Source organism: Opitutus sp. ER46, from assembly GCF_003054705.1.
In the GTDB taxonomy this organism is placed as follows: domain Bacteria; phylum Verrucomicrobiota; class Verrucomicrobiia; order Opitutales; family Opitutaceae; genus ER46.
This window is the reverse complement of record NZ_QAYX01000023.1, coordinates 263663-280350: the sequence shown is the minus strand read 5'-3', so window position 1 is coordinate 280350 and position 16688 is coordinate 263663. Positions and strand designations below refer to the sequence as shown.

Below are 16688 nucleotides of genomic sequence, written 5' to 3'. Positions count from 1 at the left end.
CTCAGCACGGCAGAGGCAAGGAAAGCCCGGCGGCTTCCGCACTGGTGCGCAACGTCGCCACGGTCGCCGCGTCGCGTTCGACGCTGATCAGGCCGCCGGGAGCGAACTGGACAAGACTGGACCGGGCGGCTGCGATGCGGGGCATGCCCCAGCCGCGAACGAGTTCCCGAGACGGGCGGTGTGACCCGCCGCGGCGAATCGCGTTCTGGACGGCGGCAGCGCTAATCGTCGTCGCAGCGCTGGCCGCCTACCACAACAGCTTTCAGGTGCCGTTCGTGTTCGACGATGAACCAGCGATCCTGGCCAACCCCACGTTGCAGACGCTCCCGGGTGCGTGGGTGCCGCCGCCGGGGAGCCTGACCGTCAGCGGACGGCCACTCCTGAATTTTTCCTTCGCGCTCAACCACGCCGTCAGCGGCACGGCGGTGTGGAGTTACCACGCGCTGAACCTGCTGATTCACGCCACGGCCGGAATCACGCTGTGGTGGGTGGTGGCGCAGACGCTGCGCGGACCGCGGCTCGCGCGCCGCTACGGCGACCGCGCGGAGGGAATTGCGCTCGGTGCGGCGCTGCTCTGGGTCCTGCACCCGCTGCAGACCGAATCCGTCACCTACACGGTGCAGCGGGCGGAATCGCTCTGCGGCCTCTTCGTTCTCCTCACCCTCGCCTGCTTCATTCGCGCGACGCGCACATCGGAACCCGCCCGCGGCTGGCTGGCGGCGGCCGCGGGAAGCGCAATGCTCGGCGTGCTGACCAAGGAGGTCGCGGTCGTCGCACCGCTGCTCGTGCTGCTGTACGAGCGGACCTTCGTCGCCGGCAATTGGCGCGGCGCCTGGGCGGCGCGGCGCTGGTTCTACGCCGCGCTCCTCGCCTCCTGGGTCGTGCTCGGCGCGCTCGTCGTATCGACGCATGGACGCGACGGCACCTTCGATTTCTCGCTCGCCGCCTGGTGGCGCTATGACCTCACGCAGTTTTCCGCGCTGAGCCAGTACCTGCGTCTGGCGGTCTGGCCGGCGCCGCTGACGATCGAATACGGCACGTTCTGGGTCACGCGCGCCATCGACGTGTGGCCGCACGTCCCGGTCGCGGTGGGTTTCATCGTAGCCACCCTCGTCGCGCTGCGACGCTGGCCGATGCTCGGATTCCTTGGCGCGTGGTTTTTCGTGACCCTGGCGCCCAGCAGTCTGCCGCCGGGCACGATCCAGATGATCGTCGAGCATCGGATGTACCTGCCACTCGCAGCGGTAGCGGTGCTGGGTGTGCTCCTGCTCGACGCCGTGCTGGGCGGCCGCCGGGCGTTGTGGCTGGGGCTGGCCGTAGCGGTGGCGCTCGGCGGGCTGACCGCGCGCCGCAACCAGGACTATGCCACGCCGGTGCGGTTGTTTGAGGACACGGTGGCCAAGCGGCCGCAGAATGCGCGAGCCATGGCGCTGCTCGCGGAGTACCTGCGCGTGGAGGGCCAACGCGAGGAGGCGCGCCAGTGGCTCGAACGCTCCCTCGCGATCGATCCGAGTGTCGCCGCCGTGTGGAGCAACCTGGGAGCCGTCAGCCAGGAGCTGGGCGATGCCGCGCGGGCGGCGGAATGCTACGCGGCGGCGGTCGCGCGCAAGCCGGGCGACGCCGACCTGCTCAACAACCTGGGAACGGCACTGGTGCTCGCGGGCCGTTCGAGCGAAGGCATCCGCCGCCTCCAGGAGGCGCAGCGGATCGCGCCCGACTCGTCACGCGTGCTTTTCGGCCTCGCCCACGCGCTGGCCGACGCCGGGCGACTGACGGAGGCGGCGGAGCAGTTTGCGGCGCTGGCAAAGGTGATGCCGGGAAACGTGGCGGTGCATGCAAACCACGGCGCGGTGTTGATGGAGCTCGGACGCCCCGACGAAGCGGCCGCCGCGCTCAGCGCCGCGGTGCAGCTGGCCCCGAACGATGCCGAGCTGCACAACCGGCTGGGCATGGCGCTGGCGCAGAGCGGACATCGTCCGGAGGCGCTCGCGGCGTTTGAAGCGGCGGTGCGGATCAATCCGGCGCACGCCGAGGCCCGGGCGAATGCGCGTCGTCTGAGCGGAGGACGCCAACCCTGACAGGCAGCCGTTCGAGAAGGCCGCGGCCAAGGCGAGGCAAGACGTGCGCCCGCTACTTCGCCTCGCCGATGATCTTCACCTCGCCGATAGTGACGGTGCCCTGTTTGAGTTTCGGCAACGCCGTTTCGACCTGGTCGACATTGCGGCCCACGTAATGCACGGCGACGTCTCCCATGCTTGCCATGGCTTCGCGGAAATTCACCCCAGCCGAGCGCATGTTCAGGTGCAGAGTCCAGAGAACCCGGGGCCGACGGCCAGTCCGATGACGAAGATCGTAGGCGCGAAGCACGATAAAATACCGTTCGTTCTTGAGATCGGATCGAAGCGCCAACTCGGCCGTCGTGATAAAGGGCAGCTCGGAGAGCTGGCGAAGCTGCCGGCTGTAGCCAAGCAACAGGATGGCATTGGCATTGGCCATGTCGCCGCCTAGCTGGTCCGTCAGCCGCTCGGTCTCCTCGAACTCCATGGCGCGCACGGCGTCGTTCGGCAGGTCGGGGTAAAGCGTCAACGCGTCGTGCCCCTCCGGGAGATTGCTGGCGAACATTGCGTCTGTTTCCGAAGGCGGCCGATCAACGCCAGCGTCGGACATAGAAGCATCGAAGTGGTACGTCACCTGCCCGCGCATCTCGGAGGAGGAGATCCGCGGATCGGTGACACCCCAGTGAACCACGATCAGCAGGTCCGCACTTTTGAGGTCGGGCGCGGGGAAGTACTGCTTGCGAGCCAATTCCTGGGCAAGGGGCTCGGCGAGCTGCCGAAAGCTCATGCGTTCGAGCGAGCGGTCGACCGTGGCGCCGGGATAGTAGCGCCCAGGCATAAAGACGTAGGTCTCGCGTACCGGACGGCCGTCCTGGAACTTGCGCGCCGTATAGTCTGCCACCGCAGAGGAGCTCACGATCACGGCGGGATCGCCGAGGCCGGCGCAACCGGTATGGAGAAGCGCGCACGCACTGAACACCAGCCACGTGGCGGCGCGAAGAGTCAGGGGTCTCATCAGCCGTAACCGCATGAGTCGCAGCGACCCATCGCGGTACAGCGACCACAGCGAACGGCCCGCGGTGATGCAACCGGGGGGCCGATCGGACCGTCCGGCAACCGGCTTGCCGGTCTCGGCGAGCGACGGCCGGGCGCGGCCTTCGCTCAGCGCCCCGGCTGGTAGGCTCCGGCGGCGAGCGAGCCGGTCTCGGACCAGCCCGCGTGCTTACGCACGGCCGCAGGGGTCTCGACCGCGACAGGGAAATTTCGGCTGGGCTGCAACTGGCTGAGTTCGGGGCTCCGGAAAACGGCGCCTGCGTCCGTCACCTGAAAGCCATGCTGTTCGTAGGCGGCCTGGGCCGCGCGAAATGCGTCGAGCGAGGAATACTCAGTCGTGCAGTTCTCACCCGGCGTCGGGCTCCAGACGATGAGTGACGCGGCGGGCGAGCCGGCGCGGCGAATGTAGACATTGCCGTCGAGCTGCGTGGGCTGCGGGCGGGTGAGCCGACCGCAGAGCGGCTTGGTTTGCTCGAAGCGCAGCATGGCCTTGGTGAAGTTGGCGTCGGCCACGAGGAGGTTGCCGACGAAGATGTGGCCCTCGCGCTGGTCGACATCGGGACCGGTGGCGGGATGCCAGCCGAAGTGGTCGGCGGCGGCGCTGCGTTCGGTGCGTTCGAAGGAGGCGACGGTATTCAGCAGCGTGTTGTGGTAGGCGTGGACGTTGGAGCTGTTGAGGACGCGGATTCCCTTGTCGCAATCGACGAAGACGTTGCCGGCGCAGATGGCGCCCTTGGAAATCTCGAAGAAGAACCCGTCCTGCACTCCCTGGACCCAGTTGTTGACGAACACGCCGTCGACGTTGCCCACGTCGTACCAGATGCCGTTGGAGTGCGGATGATCGATGACGAGGTTGTCGCGGCAGACGGTGCGGTAGCACTGGTCGAAGATCTTCACCGCCGCCGGGTAGTAGCCGGTCATGGCCTCGATGTTATTGCGGCGGAAAATATTCCTTTCCAGCAGCACGTCGCCGGAGCTCAGCACGTACACGCCCTCGGTGCGGGTGTCGCTGACGAGGCAGTGGCGGATGGTGAGCTTGTCGCCGCGGAAATAGCCGGCGACGCGGGAGCAGAACGTGATGGTGACGTGCTCGAGGGTGGTGCCAACGACATCCTTGCCGAACGTGGCGGGATCGGACAGGCCCTCGGCTTCGCGGCCCTCGATCTCGATCGCGCGGTAGGCGTACTGGGTGAACGTGAGCCCACGAATCGTGGGGCCAAGGTGGTCGGACGCCCGGCCGTGGAGGTCGCCGGTGACGCGGGTGAAGGCGCTGTCGAAGGCGGTGATCTCAACGAGGCGGTGGGTCGGGTCGACGCCGATATAGACCTGTCCGGCCTCGTAATCGATGTAGTAGGAGTTCTCGTTGATAACGCCCTCCCAACCCACGGCGTGCAGGAGTTTTCCATCGACGAACACCATGTCGTTGTTGAAGCGATACAGGGGAGTCTCACGGCCGGAGCGGTCGCGCTGCCACCAGTCGGCCGGCTTCATCGGAAAGAGCGTGGGCCAGGCCGTGCGCCAGAGGCCGTTCTTCTGGGCTTTCCACTCGGTGGCAACGCGCGTGCCCTTGAGCACGGGGCGCTCGGTGCCGTAGGGCTGGAGGGTGATCCCCTGGTTCAGCTTGAGTCCGCCGATGCGATAGGTGCCGCCGCGGAGAATGATGGCGTCGCCCGTGACTGCCCGCGCGAACGCGGTGGCAAGGTCGGTGGGTTCGGCGAGGCTCGCGCCGGAGCCGTGGGCGGATGCGTCGGAGGCCACATAGATGACGTGCGCCGCGTTGGCAGGCACGGCATAATCCTGGTCGAGCGGACCATAGGGCCCGCCGGAGGGCTGGGCGTAGCCGACGGGAGCAAACAACGCGAAGCAGGTGAACGGAAGGGCGCGAAGAACGGAGCGCAGGTTCATGGGCGAGGAATACGGAACGTTGGGCCGCGGAGCAGCCGAGGGGTGGCAAGCCGACAGAACGGCCAGACGGTTCGCCGGGCCGGGAGATGCCGCAACCTGCAGCCCGTGCTAACTAAAGACGATCGCGCTGCGGGCGGAAGGGAGGTGCCGAGGGACGCGGCTTCAGCGCCCCACCCCGCCCCGCTGCCGCGCAAGTTCGCGGGCCAGGTCGAGATTGCGGCGGACCGAGGTGTCGCCGGGCCGCGCCTGGAGCACCTTTTCGTAGTTCGCGATGGCGTCGGCGAGTCGGCCGGTGACGAGCTGGCAGTTGGCAAGATTGTTGCGGGCGGCGACATGGCCCGGATCAAGCCGGAGGCACTCGAGAAATTCCTGCATGGCGGGCTCGAACTGTTGCTGGCGCGCCCGGATGTTGCCGAGGCCGTAATGAGCGGACGCGAGCGTGGCGTCGTGGCGCAGCGCCTCCCGGTAGGAATCCTCAGCGCCGGAAGCGTCGCCCCGGCCGAGCAGGAGATTGCCGAGCGCGAGATGGGCGGCGGCGAGCGTGGGCTTGAGCCGAAGGGCGGCGCGAAACTCGGCCTCGGCCACGGAGGTTTGCCGTTGGAGCTCCTCGATACGCCCCAGATGGAGATGCGCCTCGGCGAGATCCGGGGAGGCGGCGAGCGCCTCCCGCAGCAATCGGGCAGCTTCGGCGTGGAGCCCTTGGTCGATCAACAAGGCCGCGAGGTTAGTCTTCGCCTCGATGTCATCGGGATGGGTCGCGAGTTCGGCACGATACTGGCTGACGGCAGCATCGATGCGCCCGAGCTGCGTCAGCGCGACGGCCAAGTTGACGCGAACGTCAGGGAGGGCCGGGTCAGCGGCGAGCGCGCGTTCAAAGTGCTCAGCCGCCTCGGGCCAGCGCCGCTGCAGCCTGTAGCAGGCGCCGAGATTTGCCTGCGCGTAGGCGTGGTTCGGCTGCAGGCGGATCGCCTCCTTGAATGAGGCAACGGCCTCGTCGCTGCGCCCCGCCAGGAGTTGAGCCCGGCCCAGGTTATTGTGCGCACGCGGATTCAGGGGGCGCTTCGCTACCGTATCCTGCCAGAGCGCCAGCTCAGATCGGTAGGCCTGGTTGCGGGCATGGGTTAGCAGCGTGAAAGCCAGCACGAGCCCGGCGCCGCCGAACGCGAGAATCCGTTGGCCTCGACTGCCCGTCAGCGCTTCGAGGCCAAGGCCCGCCAGCACCATGACTGCGGCCAGCGGAAGATACATCCGGTGTTCGACGATCATCTGCAGCGTGCCGGGAACGAGGGACGTAGGTGCGAGCACCGCCCACGCGAGAGTCGCAATCGCCCCCACGGCAGGATGTCGCCACAAGGCATAGAGCGTCGCGCCGAGGGCGCCGGTGACGAGGAGGAGCGGCCACGCGACATCAATTGCCGAAGCGACGGAGAAGTCGCCGTACTCGAACACGAGTGGGTGCGGCCATATGGCGAGCAAGGCGTAGCGTACCAGCGCGGGCGCCTGCGTGAGGACATAACCGATCCAGCTCACACCGACATCAAACCCGGAGGTGCCACCACGATTCCCTCCCGTGCTCGCCAACAGCACCGCGAGGAACACCCATGCGGTCGCCAACCCGAGGTAGAGGCCGCGACGTGCCCGCCAGGCGCCGGCAAACGAGCCGGCGCCAAACGCGCGGTCGAACAGCAAGACGACGATCGGCGCGGAGACCATATTCTCCTTGGTGCCCATGCCGAGCCAGCAGGCGGCGATGGCTACGGTCTGCCAGACGCGGCGATGAGGTCCTTCGAGGCTGCGCGCGAACGCATAGAGCGTCGTGAGGTAGAACAGGCCCATGAGCGACTCGGCCCGCTGGACGACATACGTGACCGCCTGGGTGTTGAGCGGATGGACGGCCCAGAGCGCGGCGAGCACCGCCGGCAGGAATAGTGTCCGGCTGCGCCCGCATGACGACAGGCCGGGCAGAGCCAGCGCGCGGCGAAGGAGGCCAAACAGGGCGAGCGCTGCCAAGGCGTGGATGGCTAGGTTGGTCGCGTGATAGACGCGAACGTCGAGTCCGCCCGTGGCGTGATTGAGAGCAAATGAGAGATTGAGGACCGGGCGACCGCCGACCGTCTCGCCGCGGCCAGCAGGTGGCGAGATCCAGCGGAAGGAGCCGAAGTCGCGGATTGTCGGGTTGTCGACGATCGAACTCTGGTCATCGAGCACGAACGGGCCGGACAAGGAGTTGGCCCACGCGAGGAAAACCAGCGCAACAATCACAGCCGCGCAGAGCCACGCCTTTAGGGCGGGAGCTGGTTGGGGAAAGGCAGAGAATGACGGTCTATTCACGGGAGATCTGACCGGCGGAGACGCACGGCATAGTGCGGCCGCGCGGCGCAGCGGCGATCCAGAAACAGATCAGCCCCCGGAGAGTAACGTCGCGTCGCCGAATCGTCGCGGTGGGGCGCGCTTGGCCGGGCGCACCAAAGAAAAGCCCCCTCCGGAGGGAGGGGGCTCGAAGTGAGAGCGAACGCTTTGTTCAGCTTAGAACTCGAACGAGGCGGTCAGATTGAACTGACGCGGATCGATGATGCGGTAGCCGTACGGGGAACCGTCGAGGTTCACGCGAACGACGCGCAGTTCGCCACTTTCGAAGACATTGCTGACGTTCAGCTGGACCTTCATCCGCACGCGATCGTTGAAGATCTTGGTGCGATAGCTGACCCACAGGTCCGTGTAGAACTGGGCGTCGTCGTAGATCGGACGAGTCGTATCAGAGATATCGAGCAGGTTGGGCGTAGCGGCGATCGCACCCGAGGCCTTGCCGTAATACCCGATGATCGACTTGTCTTCCCAACGCTCGGCACCGCCCACCCCCCAGCCCTTCAGCTTGCCGCTGTCGAACGTGTAGTTGGTGAGGTAGGACCAGCGATACTTGCGCTGGCCGGGAGACGACTGGCCGTTGAGGTCACGATTCAGCGCATATTGCGGCATGACCACGACATTGTAATAGTTCTGCACGTTGGTCTGCCCGTTCGTGGCGGACGCCAGGACATTCGCGTTGAAGCCATAGCTCGTCCAGAAGTTCGTCAGGTCAACCAGCTCGCCGTTCGCACGGGTGAAGGTCTTGTACTGCTGGTACTGCGGGAGCAGGTAGTCGGCAGCCTTGGCCTTCTGCCAGATCGTGCCGCGCTGGGCATACCAGGCATCGTATTGCTTCTGCACGTTGGAGTATTTGGTGTCCTGCTTGCTGAAGGTCGCTCGCATCGTCCAGTTCCGGGACGGGTTATAGTTGAGCGAGATTTCCATACCCTTGGCCTCGGCATCCTGCGTCGCACGGATCGACTTGCCGTCGTAGTAGAGGTAATCCTGCTGCCAGATTTTTTCTGCGGCGTCCTGAACCTGATTTTCGACCGATTGGTCAAGGGTCTGGCTAAAGAACGTATCGGAGGTCGGATCCATGCCCAGGTTGATCATGGCGATCGTCCGGGCCCATCCGCGGAAGAGCGTCTGGTCCATGTTGATGACCAAGCGGTCAAGAGCCGTCTTGCCGGGCGCGAGCTCGTTCTGGTTGCTCGCCTCGAACCACGACACGCGCGCGAACAGCTTGTTGTCGAAGAGCGCGAACTGGAAGCCGTAGTCCTTGCCGTTGCCCGTGGGCTTCGGCAGCGGCGTGCCAAACGCGTCCACATAGGCACCATCCGGCGCGTTGAAGTTGTCCGACGTATTGTAGCTGAAGCCCAGATCACGAACAAACTGCCAGAAGAGGCTGCCGGAATTCGCACGGTTCTCGATGCTATCCCAGCCGCGGAACGGACGCAGCACGCCGCCAGCAGTGCTGGTGTAGCCGTTCAGGCGCGTCCAATTCTCCCAGCGATTGAAGATCACATCGGTGTTGTACTGGCCGTTAACCCACATCTGCGGGTTCGTCATCGTCGGCATCGTGCTGCCGTCCGGCTGCTTGATCGCGGCCGTGGTGGTATTCCGAAGCTTGAGCACGTCCTTGCGGTAGCCGAACGTGGTGACGAGCCGGTCATTCCAGAGGTAATTCGTGGTTGCGGCACTGACCGTGTTCAGCAGGCGCTGGTTGCGACCGGTGCCTTCACTGCGGGTGAAGTGATCGGTGGTGACGTTGACGTCCTCGAATTGGCCGGTGTCGTAATTGAACACGCGCACGTTGCCATTGTACTTCTCGGCGTTCCATTCGCCCGAGGAGCGGGTCACGGCCCCGTTCGTGGCGCCCTGCGTGCCGAGGTAGTAGAAGCGCTGCACGCCGGTGCCCTGATAGCTCCAGCCGGTCTCGGTCCCGTCGGCATTCTTGTTCTGGTTATTCAGGAAACGGTACTTGCCGGCCGCCGTGGCGGCGTCGACGTACGAGACGCGCTGGCGGTAGTTCGTGGCCATGTACTCGTCGCGCGACCACAGACCGAGAATCTGATGCCGGCCAAGCCACTTCGTCCACCCCGAGTTGCGGGTGAAATCTGGCGTGTAGGCGAGCATCGCGCGGAAGTGGTCGTTGAGCTGGGCGTTGGTGTACCGATCCGGCTCGAAGTCCATGACGTAGGGCATCAGGTACCCTGGGTTCGCGGAGCCGTCCGGCATGTACTTATTGTTGTCGATATAAAGCGTCGACGTGTACTGCTGGGCGACCGTGTAGTTCGACACCGCATCAAAGTCCTCGCGCATCCAGCCGGCAGTCAGGAACAGGTTCTTCGTGATCTCCTGTTCGAGCTCGAGGTTGAGGTTAGTGTTCCGCTCGCGGCCATAGTTGGCTTGGCTGATATTGATGTCGGTCCAGTCGTAAACCGATTGATCCGAGACACCCGCGTACTTGTTGCCGCCGATGATCGCCGCGTTGGGATTGAATGACCAACCGTTGGACTGCACGAAAGCCCGGTCCCAGACGTCCGCGTTAAGCGTGCTGGACCACACCTGGGAAGAGGCCGAGCCAGAACTCGGAATCGCCGTCGCGCTCGCCGCCGGATTGGTGCTGGTGCCCCACGCGGTGCGGTAGGTGGTGTTGTACGGAGAAGAGAACCAGTTCATGAGCTGGCCGCCGTAAATCTGCATTATGCTGCGCGCCGCGTTGGGGTAGCCAACGCCGGGCACATAAAGGATCGACGACGTGTTGGTCATCGCACCGGAGCCAAAGATCGAAACACCATTATAGGTATTCTTGCTGGCGTTCCACTTGGCGGCATCGAAGTCGGAACGCGACTTGATGTAGGCGATCACCTCGGCGGCACGCGGCGAAAGCGAGTTGCTGACGTAGGGGCCAACGACCTCGCCCGTGGAGAGCTTGGTAATCTTCTTATTGAGGGAGTCCCACACCGGTTGGCCGGCGGTCTTCCATTCCGTCACGAAGTCACGCGGGGTGATCGAGTTCGGACGGCGGTTGTCGTTGTTATAGCCCTCAACGCTCGCGCGCAGGATAGTGCGCTCGAACGGCTTGAAGGTCAGGGCGCCGTACTGGCGGCGGGTGCGGTCGTACGACGGCTTGCGCTCGAACTGGCGATCATCGTACAGCAGCGCGCCATAGACCGCCAACTTGTCCTGAATGAGGCTGCGGTTGAACGACAGGCTGGCACGATAGGAACCGTTCTGGTCCGCGCGGACATCAACTCGGTTGGTATTCCGGTTGAGCAGCGCCTGCGCGTTCGTCTGGTTCACGATGCCGGCCGGGCTGCCCATACCGAAAAGCATGGAGTTCGGACCGCGGCTGATTTCGACCGACTGGACGTTGTACGCGTCCATCGGAACCTGGCTGATTGACGGATAGTAGTTGATCGCGCGGCTCGGGGTGCCGATGCCGCGGATACGATTGGCCGTCGCGTTCGTCGAACTCGCAACCGTGCCGCCGTTGGTGCCGCCGGCAATCGTGTCGAGCATGCCGTCGCTCTTTTGCGAGGCGACCGCCGGGGTATACGTCGAGGAACCCTCGGTGTTGAGCTCGTACCGGAACACGTCGTTGATGTCGACAGACGCGGTGTCCTCGAGCTGCTGCTTGGTGATGACGGAGATCGAAGCGCCGAGGTCCGAGATGTTGGTGTTCATCCGGCTACCCGCGAGCGTGTTCTCCGCGAAGTAACCCTTGTCGCGCGAGGCGTCGACCTGGAACGGGCTGAGTTCGATGATATCGCCGGCGCCAGCCTCCGGCTTGGCAGCAGTGGTACTAGCAGCCGGTGCAGCCTGCGCGGCCCGCATGGCCGCCTGTTCGTCCGTATCCAGGACGCCATTGTGGTTGGTGTCGTACTTGGCGAGCGTCGCAGCGTCGACTCCGGGAGCCGTCTGGGCGCGAGCCGGGCTCGTCGCGATTGCCAATCCGGCAAGGGCAACGATCAGCGCCGGATTAACCGGCGGAAGCCATCGATTCGGGTTCATGCGTTGGTCAGGGTTAGGTTTGCGGTGAAAGGTTCACGCCGGGCGATGCGAGCACGTGCAGACGCACGACAGGAACGTAGGCCGGGGTGTACGTGAGGCAGGGGTTCTGAGCGGGATAAACGGATGGTAGGTTTGGCCATGCACCGGGCAAAGGTCATTGTAAACTGACAGTCCGGCGGGCGGCTGACAGAGCCGGACCGCGGTCATTACGCAGGCCCCCGGGGAGGCCTAAACGGCCCCCGTGGCCGGGCGTGAAGTCGCGGTCCGACCGAAGAGAGGACGGCCTGGAAACCGGCCACTTGAGTCGAATCGAACCGGCCGCATTCAACCCCGCGGCCGGTCGCGGCTTCCGCGCGCTTCCGTCTCCAAAAAATGGCTACAGGCGCGCGCCGCGTCCGCCGCCCGTCAGGCGTCCGCCCGCCGACGGCGGGGGGAGGGCTTGACCTGCCCGAGGCGCAGCGCCCCGAAACCGAGCGCCACAAGCGCGGCGCTCACCAGCACGAACCAGTCGCCATGGCGGGCGTAGAAGGTCTGCACGGAGTCCCAGCGCTTGTCGCGATGGACCCGCACGGTGGCCGTACCCCGGAAATAGACGGTGCCCTCGGGGGCGTCCTTGAGCTCAGTATGGATCGCGCCGTCCCGGCCCTTGGTCAGCACGGCTCGGATCGCGCCAAACTCGTCGATCCAGCCGCTCCAGCCGGCATTGCCGCAGCGGATGACCGGCCGCCGAAACTCGACGGCGCGGAGGACCGAATGGGCGGCATGCTGGTAGGCCGCCCCACCCTGCCCGAACCAGCCGTTGTTGGTCAGCACGGTCAGCGCGCTCGCGCCGGACAAGACACTCTCACGAGCCAGTTGCGGGTAAATATCTTCGTAGCAAATCAACGGGCCAAGCAGCACCGGCTGGTCGATCAGATTCACCAGCACGGGCGCGGCATCCAGCCCCGGGGTGAAGTCGTCACCGATCGGCACGACCTTGCGCAACCAGCCCAGGACAGGCTTCAGCGGTACGTATTCTCCGAAGGGCACGAGGTGACGCTTGGCGTACCAGGTTTGCTGCAATCCGAGCTCGGGCGAGACCACGAAGGCGCCGTTGTACCAGCGCGCGTCGGGCTTGCCGCCCTCCTCGATCCCGATGGAACCGAGCAGCACCGGCGCTTTGGCGTCCTTCGCCAGCGACTCCACAAAGGCCTTCATGGACTCGTCGCCGCGCACGGCCCAGGGAGTCGATGCCTCCGGCCAGACAATCAATGAAGGCAGAGTCTTCGCCGCCTGGCCGGTGGTGTCGCGGAGGACGTTGACGATCTCCGGTGCCTTTGTCGGATCCCACTTCACGTTCTGCGGGATGTCGGGCTGGACAAAGGCGATGCGGCCCAGGGTCTCGGTGTAATGGAGCCGGCCGAAGGCGTCCTGGAAGAACATCGCGAGGCAGCCCATGAGCAGGAACAATGCGAGGAAGAACTCCTGGCTGCGCTTGGCGAAGCCGGTGCTTTCCTCCCGCAGGAGGCGATGCGCGTAGGCGGCGAACCCGATGTTCACCGCGACGAGGACGAACGACACGCCGTAGCTGCCGGTGAGCGAGGCGATCTGCAGGATGCTGGGGCGCTGCCATTGGCTGGCCGCCAAGGGCAGCCAGGGGAAGCCGCCCAGGAACCAGGTACGCGTCCACTCGATCAGCACCCATGCGCCGCACAGGCCGAGCATCACCAGCAGGCGCGTCGGCGTTGCCTTGCCATGCATCCGGGGAATCGCCCACCACACCGCCAGGTACCAGGAACCAACCCAGAGTCCAACGAACGGTCCCAGCAGAAACAGTCCGACCCAGGTGACATGGTGTAGCCAGCCCAGGATCAACGTCCACGCGATCATCTGCGCGATGCCGATCGTGAGCGCAAAGGTGCGGAAGGACGGCCGGGTGTAGGCCCAGTACACCCCCGGGAGGAGCATCGCATAGGCGGCCTCCGGCGCGTTGAACGGCGGAAAGGCGACCACCGCGAACACGAGGGTCAGGACGAACACCGCCGCAGCGCCGAGCGGAGCGGAGTGGCGCTGCACAAAGGTCGGCTGCGGCGTGTAAGGGTCGAAGGACGGCGTGGGCGCCGGATCAGAAGCGGGAGGCACGGGAAGGGCTCAGGTTGGCGAAGGCGGATGGCGGACTCCCCGGCACCGCGGACTCGCGCGCCGGCGGGCGGCCGCAGCCGCGCGTCTTCGGGAGGCGGACCGGACCGCGCGTCAGGCGCCGTGGCAGTGTTTGTATTTCTTGCCGCTGCCGCAGGGGCAGGGATCGTTGCGGCCGACCTTGGGCAGCTCGCGCCGGATGGTCACCTTCGGCAACTGGATCTCGGGCTCGCTGGGCTCCGGCAGGGCGGCGGGGCCGCTGCTGGTCACGGTGGTGGTGATCTGCGGTGCCGGCGGCATGGGCGGGCGGGCGGCGGAAATGGCGGCGCTCTCCTCCGGACCGACGGTGCGCGCGCTGCGACTGAGCAGCGCGAGCATGTTCTCGAAGGACTCGAGGTTGGAGGCGGTGCGGAACAGGCCGGTGCAGATCTGCAGCCGGACGTTGTTCATGAGCTCCTCGAAATACTTGTACGCCTCGCTCTTGTACTCCACGAGCGGGTCCTTCTGGCCGTAGCTGCGCAGACCGATCGACCGCCGCAATTCCTCCATCTCGGTGAGATGCTCCTGCCAGTGGTGATCGATGGCGTTGATCACGACATAGCGCTCCATGGAACCGAGCGCCTCCGGGATCTCGACCGATTCCTTCACCGCGTAGGCTTTCCGGATCCGTTCCAGCAGGTTCGCGGCGATCGGCTCGGCATTGTTGCCGGCGAGTTCCTCCACGCGCACGCCGATCGGGAAGTGCTGGTTGACCCAGCCGATGAAGCTCTCGACCGCGACCTTGGTGGGGCCGGACTTGTCGCCAAAGCCGGCAACCTCGAGGCGGTTCAGCAGCTCCTCCTGGATCTGCTCGAAGATGATATCCTTGGGACGCTCGGCGTGGATCGCGCCATTGCGGATCCCGTACACGACCTCGCGCTGCTGGTTCAGCACGTCGTCGTACTGGAGCAGCCGCTTGCGGATCGAGTAGTTCTGCTGCTCGACCTTCTTCTGGGCGCTCTCGATGGAGCGGTTGAGCCACGGGTGCTCGAGCTCCTCGCCCTCCTTCATCGAGCCCTCCATCAGGCGCGACGCGAGGTTGCCCTGCAGGAAGAGACGCATGAGATCGTCTTCGAGCGACAGATAGAACTTGGTGACGCCCGGATCGCCCTGGCGCGAGCAGCGGCCACGCAACTGCCGGTCGATGCGGCGGGACTCGTGCCGTTCGGTGCCGAGCACGTAAAGGCCGCCGAGTTCACGTACACCCTCGCCGAGTTTGATGTCGGTGCCGCGGCCCGCCATGTTGGTGGCGATGGTGACCGCCCCACGCTGGCCGGCGCGGGCGACGATATCCGCCTCCTGCGCGTGGAACTTCGCATTCAGGACGGTGTGGACGATGCCAGTACGCCGCAGCATGCGGGAAAGCACCTCCGACGCTTCCACGCTGGTCGTGCCGACGAGGACGGGCTGGCCGCGTTTGTTGGCGACCTCGATCTCGCGCACGACGGCCGAGTACTTGTCGCGGCGCGTCTTGAAGATGGAGTCGTTCTTGTCGATACGGATGCAGGGTTTGTTCGTCGGGATCACCTGCACCGACAGCCGGTAGATGTCGTTGAACTCCGTCGCCTCCGTCTCCGCCGTGCCCGTCATACCGGCGAGCTTCTCGTACATGCGGAAGTAGTTCTGGATCGTGATCGTGGCATACGTGCGCGTCTCGCGCTCGATGCTGACGTTCTCCTTGGCCTCCACGGCCTGGTGCAGGCCGTCCGACCAGCGGCGGCCGGGCATGACGCGGCCGGTGTTCTCGTCGACGATCATGACCTTGCCGTCCGGGGTGACGACGTATTCGACGTCGCGCTCGTAAAGCGAGTACGCGCGGAGCAATTGCGAGATCGAGTGGATCTCCTCCGAGACGTCGGCGTAGGCGTTCTGGGCGGCCAGCTTCTTGGCCTCGCGCTGTTCGGGCGTGAGCGTCTGGTCCTTCTCCAAATCGCTGAACTCGGTGGCGAGATCCGGCAGCATGAAGGCGTCCGGATTGTCGGGGCGCAGCTTGTTGCGGCCGATTTCGGTAAGGTCGGCCTGGTGCTGGCGCTCGTCGATGACGTAGAGGAGCTCCTCCTTCAGGCGGTACAGCTCGTCCTTGTTCAGGTCGGAGTTGTATTCCGTCTCGGTTTTGTCGAGCAGCTTGCGCCACTCGCCATTTTCCATGAGCCGCAGCAGCTGCTTGTTCTTCGGGTGGCCCATCTTGACCTGCAGCATCTTGCGGGCGGCGAGGTCGCGGTCATCGGGCGTCAGGCCGGGCTTTTCGAGCAACGCCTTGGCCTCAGCGACGATCCGGTTGCAGAGCCGGACCTGGTCATTGACGAGTTGCTCCACGACGGGTTTGAGCCGTGTAAAGGGCTGCTCGCGCTCGATCGGCGCGGGGCCGGAAATGATCAGCGGCGTGCGGGCCTCGTCGACGAGGATGGAGTCGACCTCGTCCACGATGCAGTACCAGTAGTCGCGCTGGACCTGGTCCTCCTTGCGCGTGGCCATGCCGTTGTCGCGCAGGTAGTCGAAGCCGAACTCGCTGGCGGTGCCGTAGGTGATGTCCCGGCCGTACGCCTCGCGGCGCTCGTGCGGCGGCATCTGCTGCTGGATGCAGCCGACGGTGACGCCGAGGAAATTGTAGAGATGGCCCATCCACTCGGAGTCGCGGCGGGCAAGGTAGTCGTTGACGGTGACCAGCTGGGTATTCCGTCGGGTGAGCGCGTTGAGGTAGAGGGGCAGTGTGGCGACGAGCGTCTTGCCTTCACCGGTGGCCATTTCCGAGATGCGCCCCTGGTGGAGGGCGATGCCGCCGATGAGCTGCACGTCAAAATGCACCATGTCCCAGGTGAGCTCGTGCTCGCAGACGATGACCTTGCGCCCGACCATGCGGCGGGCCGCGTTCTTCACCGTGGCAAAGGCCTCGGGCAGGATCTCCTCCAGCGCCGCGCGCTTGTCCGCGGCGGCGGCGATGCGCTCGCGAAACTCATCCGTCTTGGCCCGGAGCTGCTCATCGGTAAGCGACTGGTACTGCTGTTCCAGTTCGTTGATGCGCGCGACCGTCGGGCGGACCTTTTCCAGGAATTTCTTATAATGCCGGCCGGAAAAGCGTTTGAGGATGAACGAGAGCATGAAGGGCGGAGACGTTACCCGCCGCCCCCCCCTTGGCAAACGACAAATGGCCGA

Annotated in this window: 8 protein-coding genes; 1 reads left to right on the top strand and 7 read right to left on the bottom strand. The window is 65.4% G+C overall.

Going from position 1 to position 16688, the window contains the following annotated elements:
* Nucleotide 1: 1 nt before the first annotated feature.
* Nucleotides 2–145: a hypothetical protein gene (locus tag DB354_RS22370; protein WP_158277538.1), complete on the bottom strand. Its 144-nt coding sequence runs from the start codon at nt 143–145 to the stop codon at nt 2–4.
* On the opposite strand from DB354_RS22370, the gene DB354_RS14140 reads away from it, so the two are divergent.
* Nucleotides 144–2078 carry a tetratricopeptide repeat protein gene (locus tag DB354_RS14140; protein WP_146180259.1) on the top strand — a complete coding sequence of 645 codons (1935 nt, stop codon included), beginning with the start codon at nt 144–146 and terminating at the stop codon, nt 2076–2078. The two genes, DB354_RS22370 and DB354_RS14140, sit on opposite strands and share 2 nt — an antisense overlap.
* A 52-nt stretch (nt 2079–2130) precedes the next feature.
* Here DB354_RS14140 and DB354_RS14135 read toward each other — a convergent pair whose 3' ends face one another.
* The 6 genes from DB354_RS14135 to secA all read right to left on the bottom strand — a co-directional run bounded on the left by DB354_RS14135 (nt 2131) and on the right by secA (nt 16634).
* Nucleotides 2131–3072: a hypothetical protein gene (locus DB354_RS14135; RefSeq protein WP_146180258.1), complete on the bottom strand. Its 942-nt coding sequence runs from the start codon at nt 3070–3072 to the stop codon at nt 2131–2133.
* Between the two features lie 146 nt (nt 3073–3218).
* Nucleotides 3219–5015 carry a right-handed parallel beta-helix repeat-containing protein gene (locus DB354_RS14130; protein WP_107836282.1) on the bottom strand — a complete coding sequence of 599 codons (1797 nt, stop codon included), beginning with the start codon at nt 5013–5015 and terminating at the stop codon, nt 3219–3221.
* Nucleotides 5016–5177: 162 nt separating this feature from the next.
* On the bottom strand, nt 5178–7277 hold the full coding sequence (locus DB354_RS14125) for a tetratricopeptide repeat protein (protein WP_146180257.1): 2100 nt from the start codon (nt 7275–7277) through the stop codon (nt 5178–5180).
* Nucleotides 7278–7541: 264 nt separating this feature from the next.
* On the bottom strand, nt 7542–11378 hold the full coding sequence (locus DB354_RS14120) for a TonB-dependent receptor plug domain-containing protein (RefSeq protein ID WP_107836280.1): 3837 nt from the start codon (nt 11376–11378) through the stop codon (nt 7542–7544).
* A 405-nt stretch (nt 11379–11783) separates the two neighbouring features.
* Nucleotides 11784–13499, bottom strand: coding sequence for an apolipoprotein N-acyltransferase (lnt, locus tag DB354_RS14115; protein WP_107836279.1), 1716 nt, complete (start codon nt 13497–13499; stop codon nt 11784–11786).
* A 111-nt stretch (nt 13500–13610) separates the two neighbouring features.
* Nucleotides 13611–16634: a preprotein translocase subunit SecA gene (secA, locus tag DB354_RS14110; RefSeq protein WP_107836278.1), complete on the bottom strand. Its 3024-nt coding sequence runs from the start codon at nt 16632–16634 to the stop codon at nt 13611–13613.
* Between the last annotated feature and the right edge of the window lie 54 nt (nt 16635–16688).

Excerpts from the sequence above, each read along its gene's own strand:
- DB354_RS14140 (WP_146180259.1), top strand. The coding sequence starts at position 144 with ATGCCCCAGCCGCGAACGAGTTCCCGAGACGGGCGGTGTGACCCGCCG.
- DB354_RS22370 (WP_158277538.1), bottom strand. The coding sequence starts at position 145 with ATGCCCCGCATCGCAGCCGCCCGGTCCAGTCTTGTCCAGTTCGCTCCC.
- DB354_RS14135 (WP_146180258.1), bottom strand. The coding sequence starts at position 3,072 with ATGAGACCCCTGACTCTTCGCGCCGCCACGTGGCTGGTGTTCAGTGCG.
- DB354_RS14130 (WP_107836282.1), bottom strand. The coding sequence starts at position 5,015 with ATGAACCTGCGCTCCGTTCTTCGCGCCCTTCCGTTCACCTGCTTCGCG.
- DB354_RS14120 (WP_107836280.1), bottom strand. The coding sequence starts at position 11,378 with ATGAACCCGAATCGATGGCTTCCGCCGGTTAATCCGGCGCTGATCGTT.
- secA (WP_107836278.1), bottom strand. The coding sequence starts at position 16,634 with ATGCTCTCGTTCATCCTCAAACGCTTTTCCGGCCGGCATTATAAGAAA.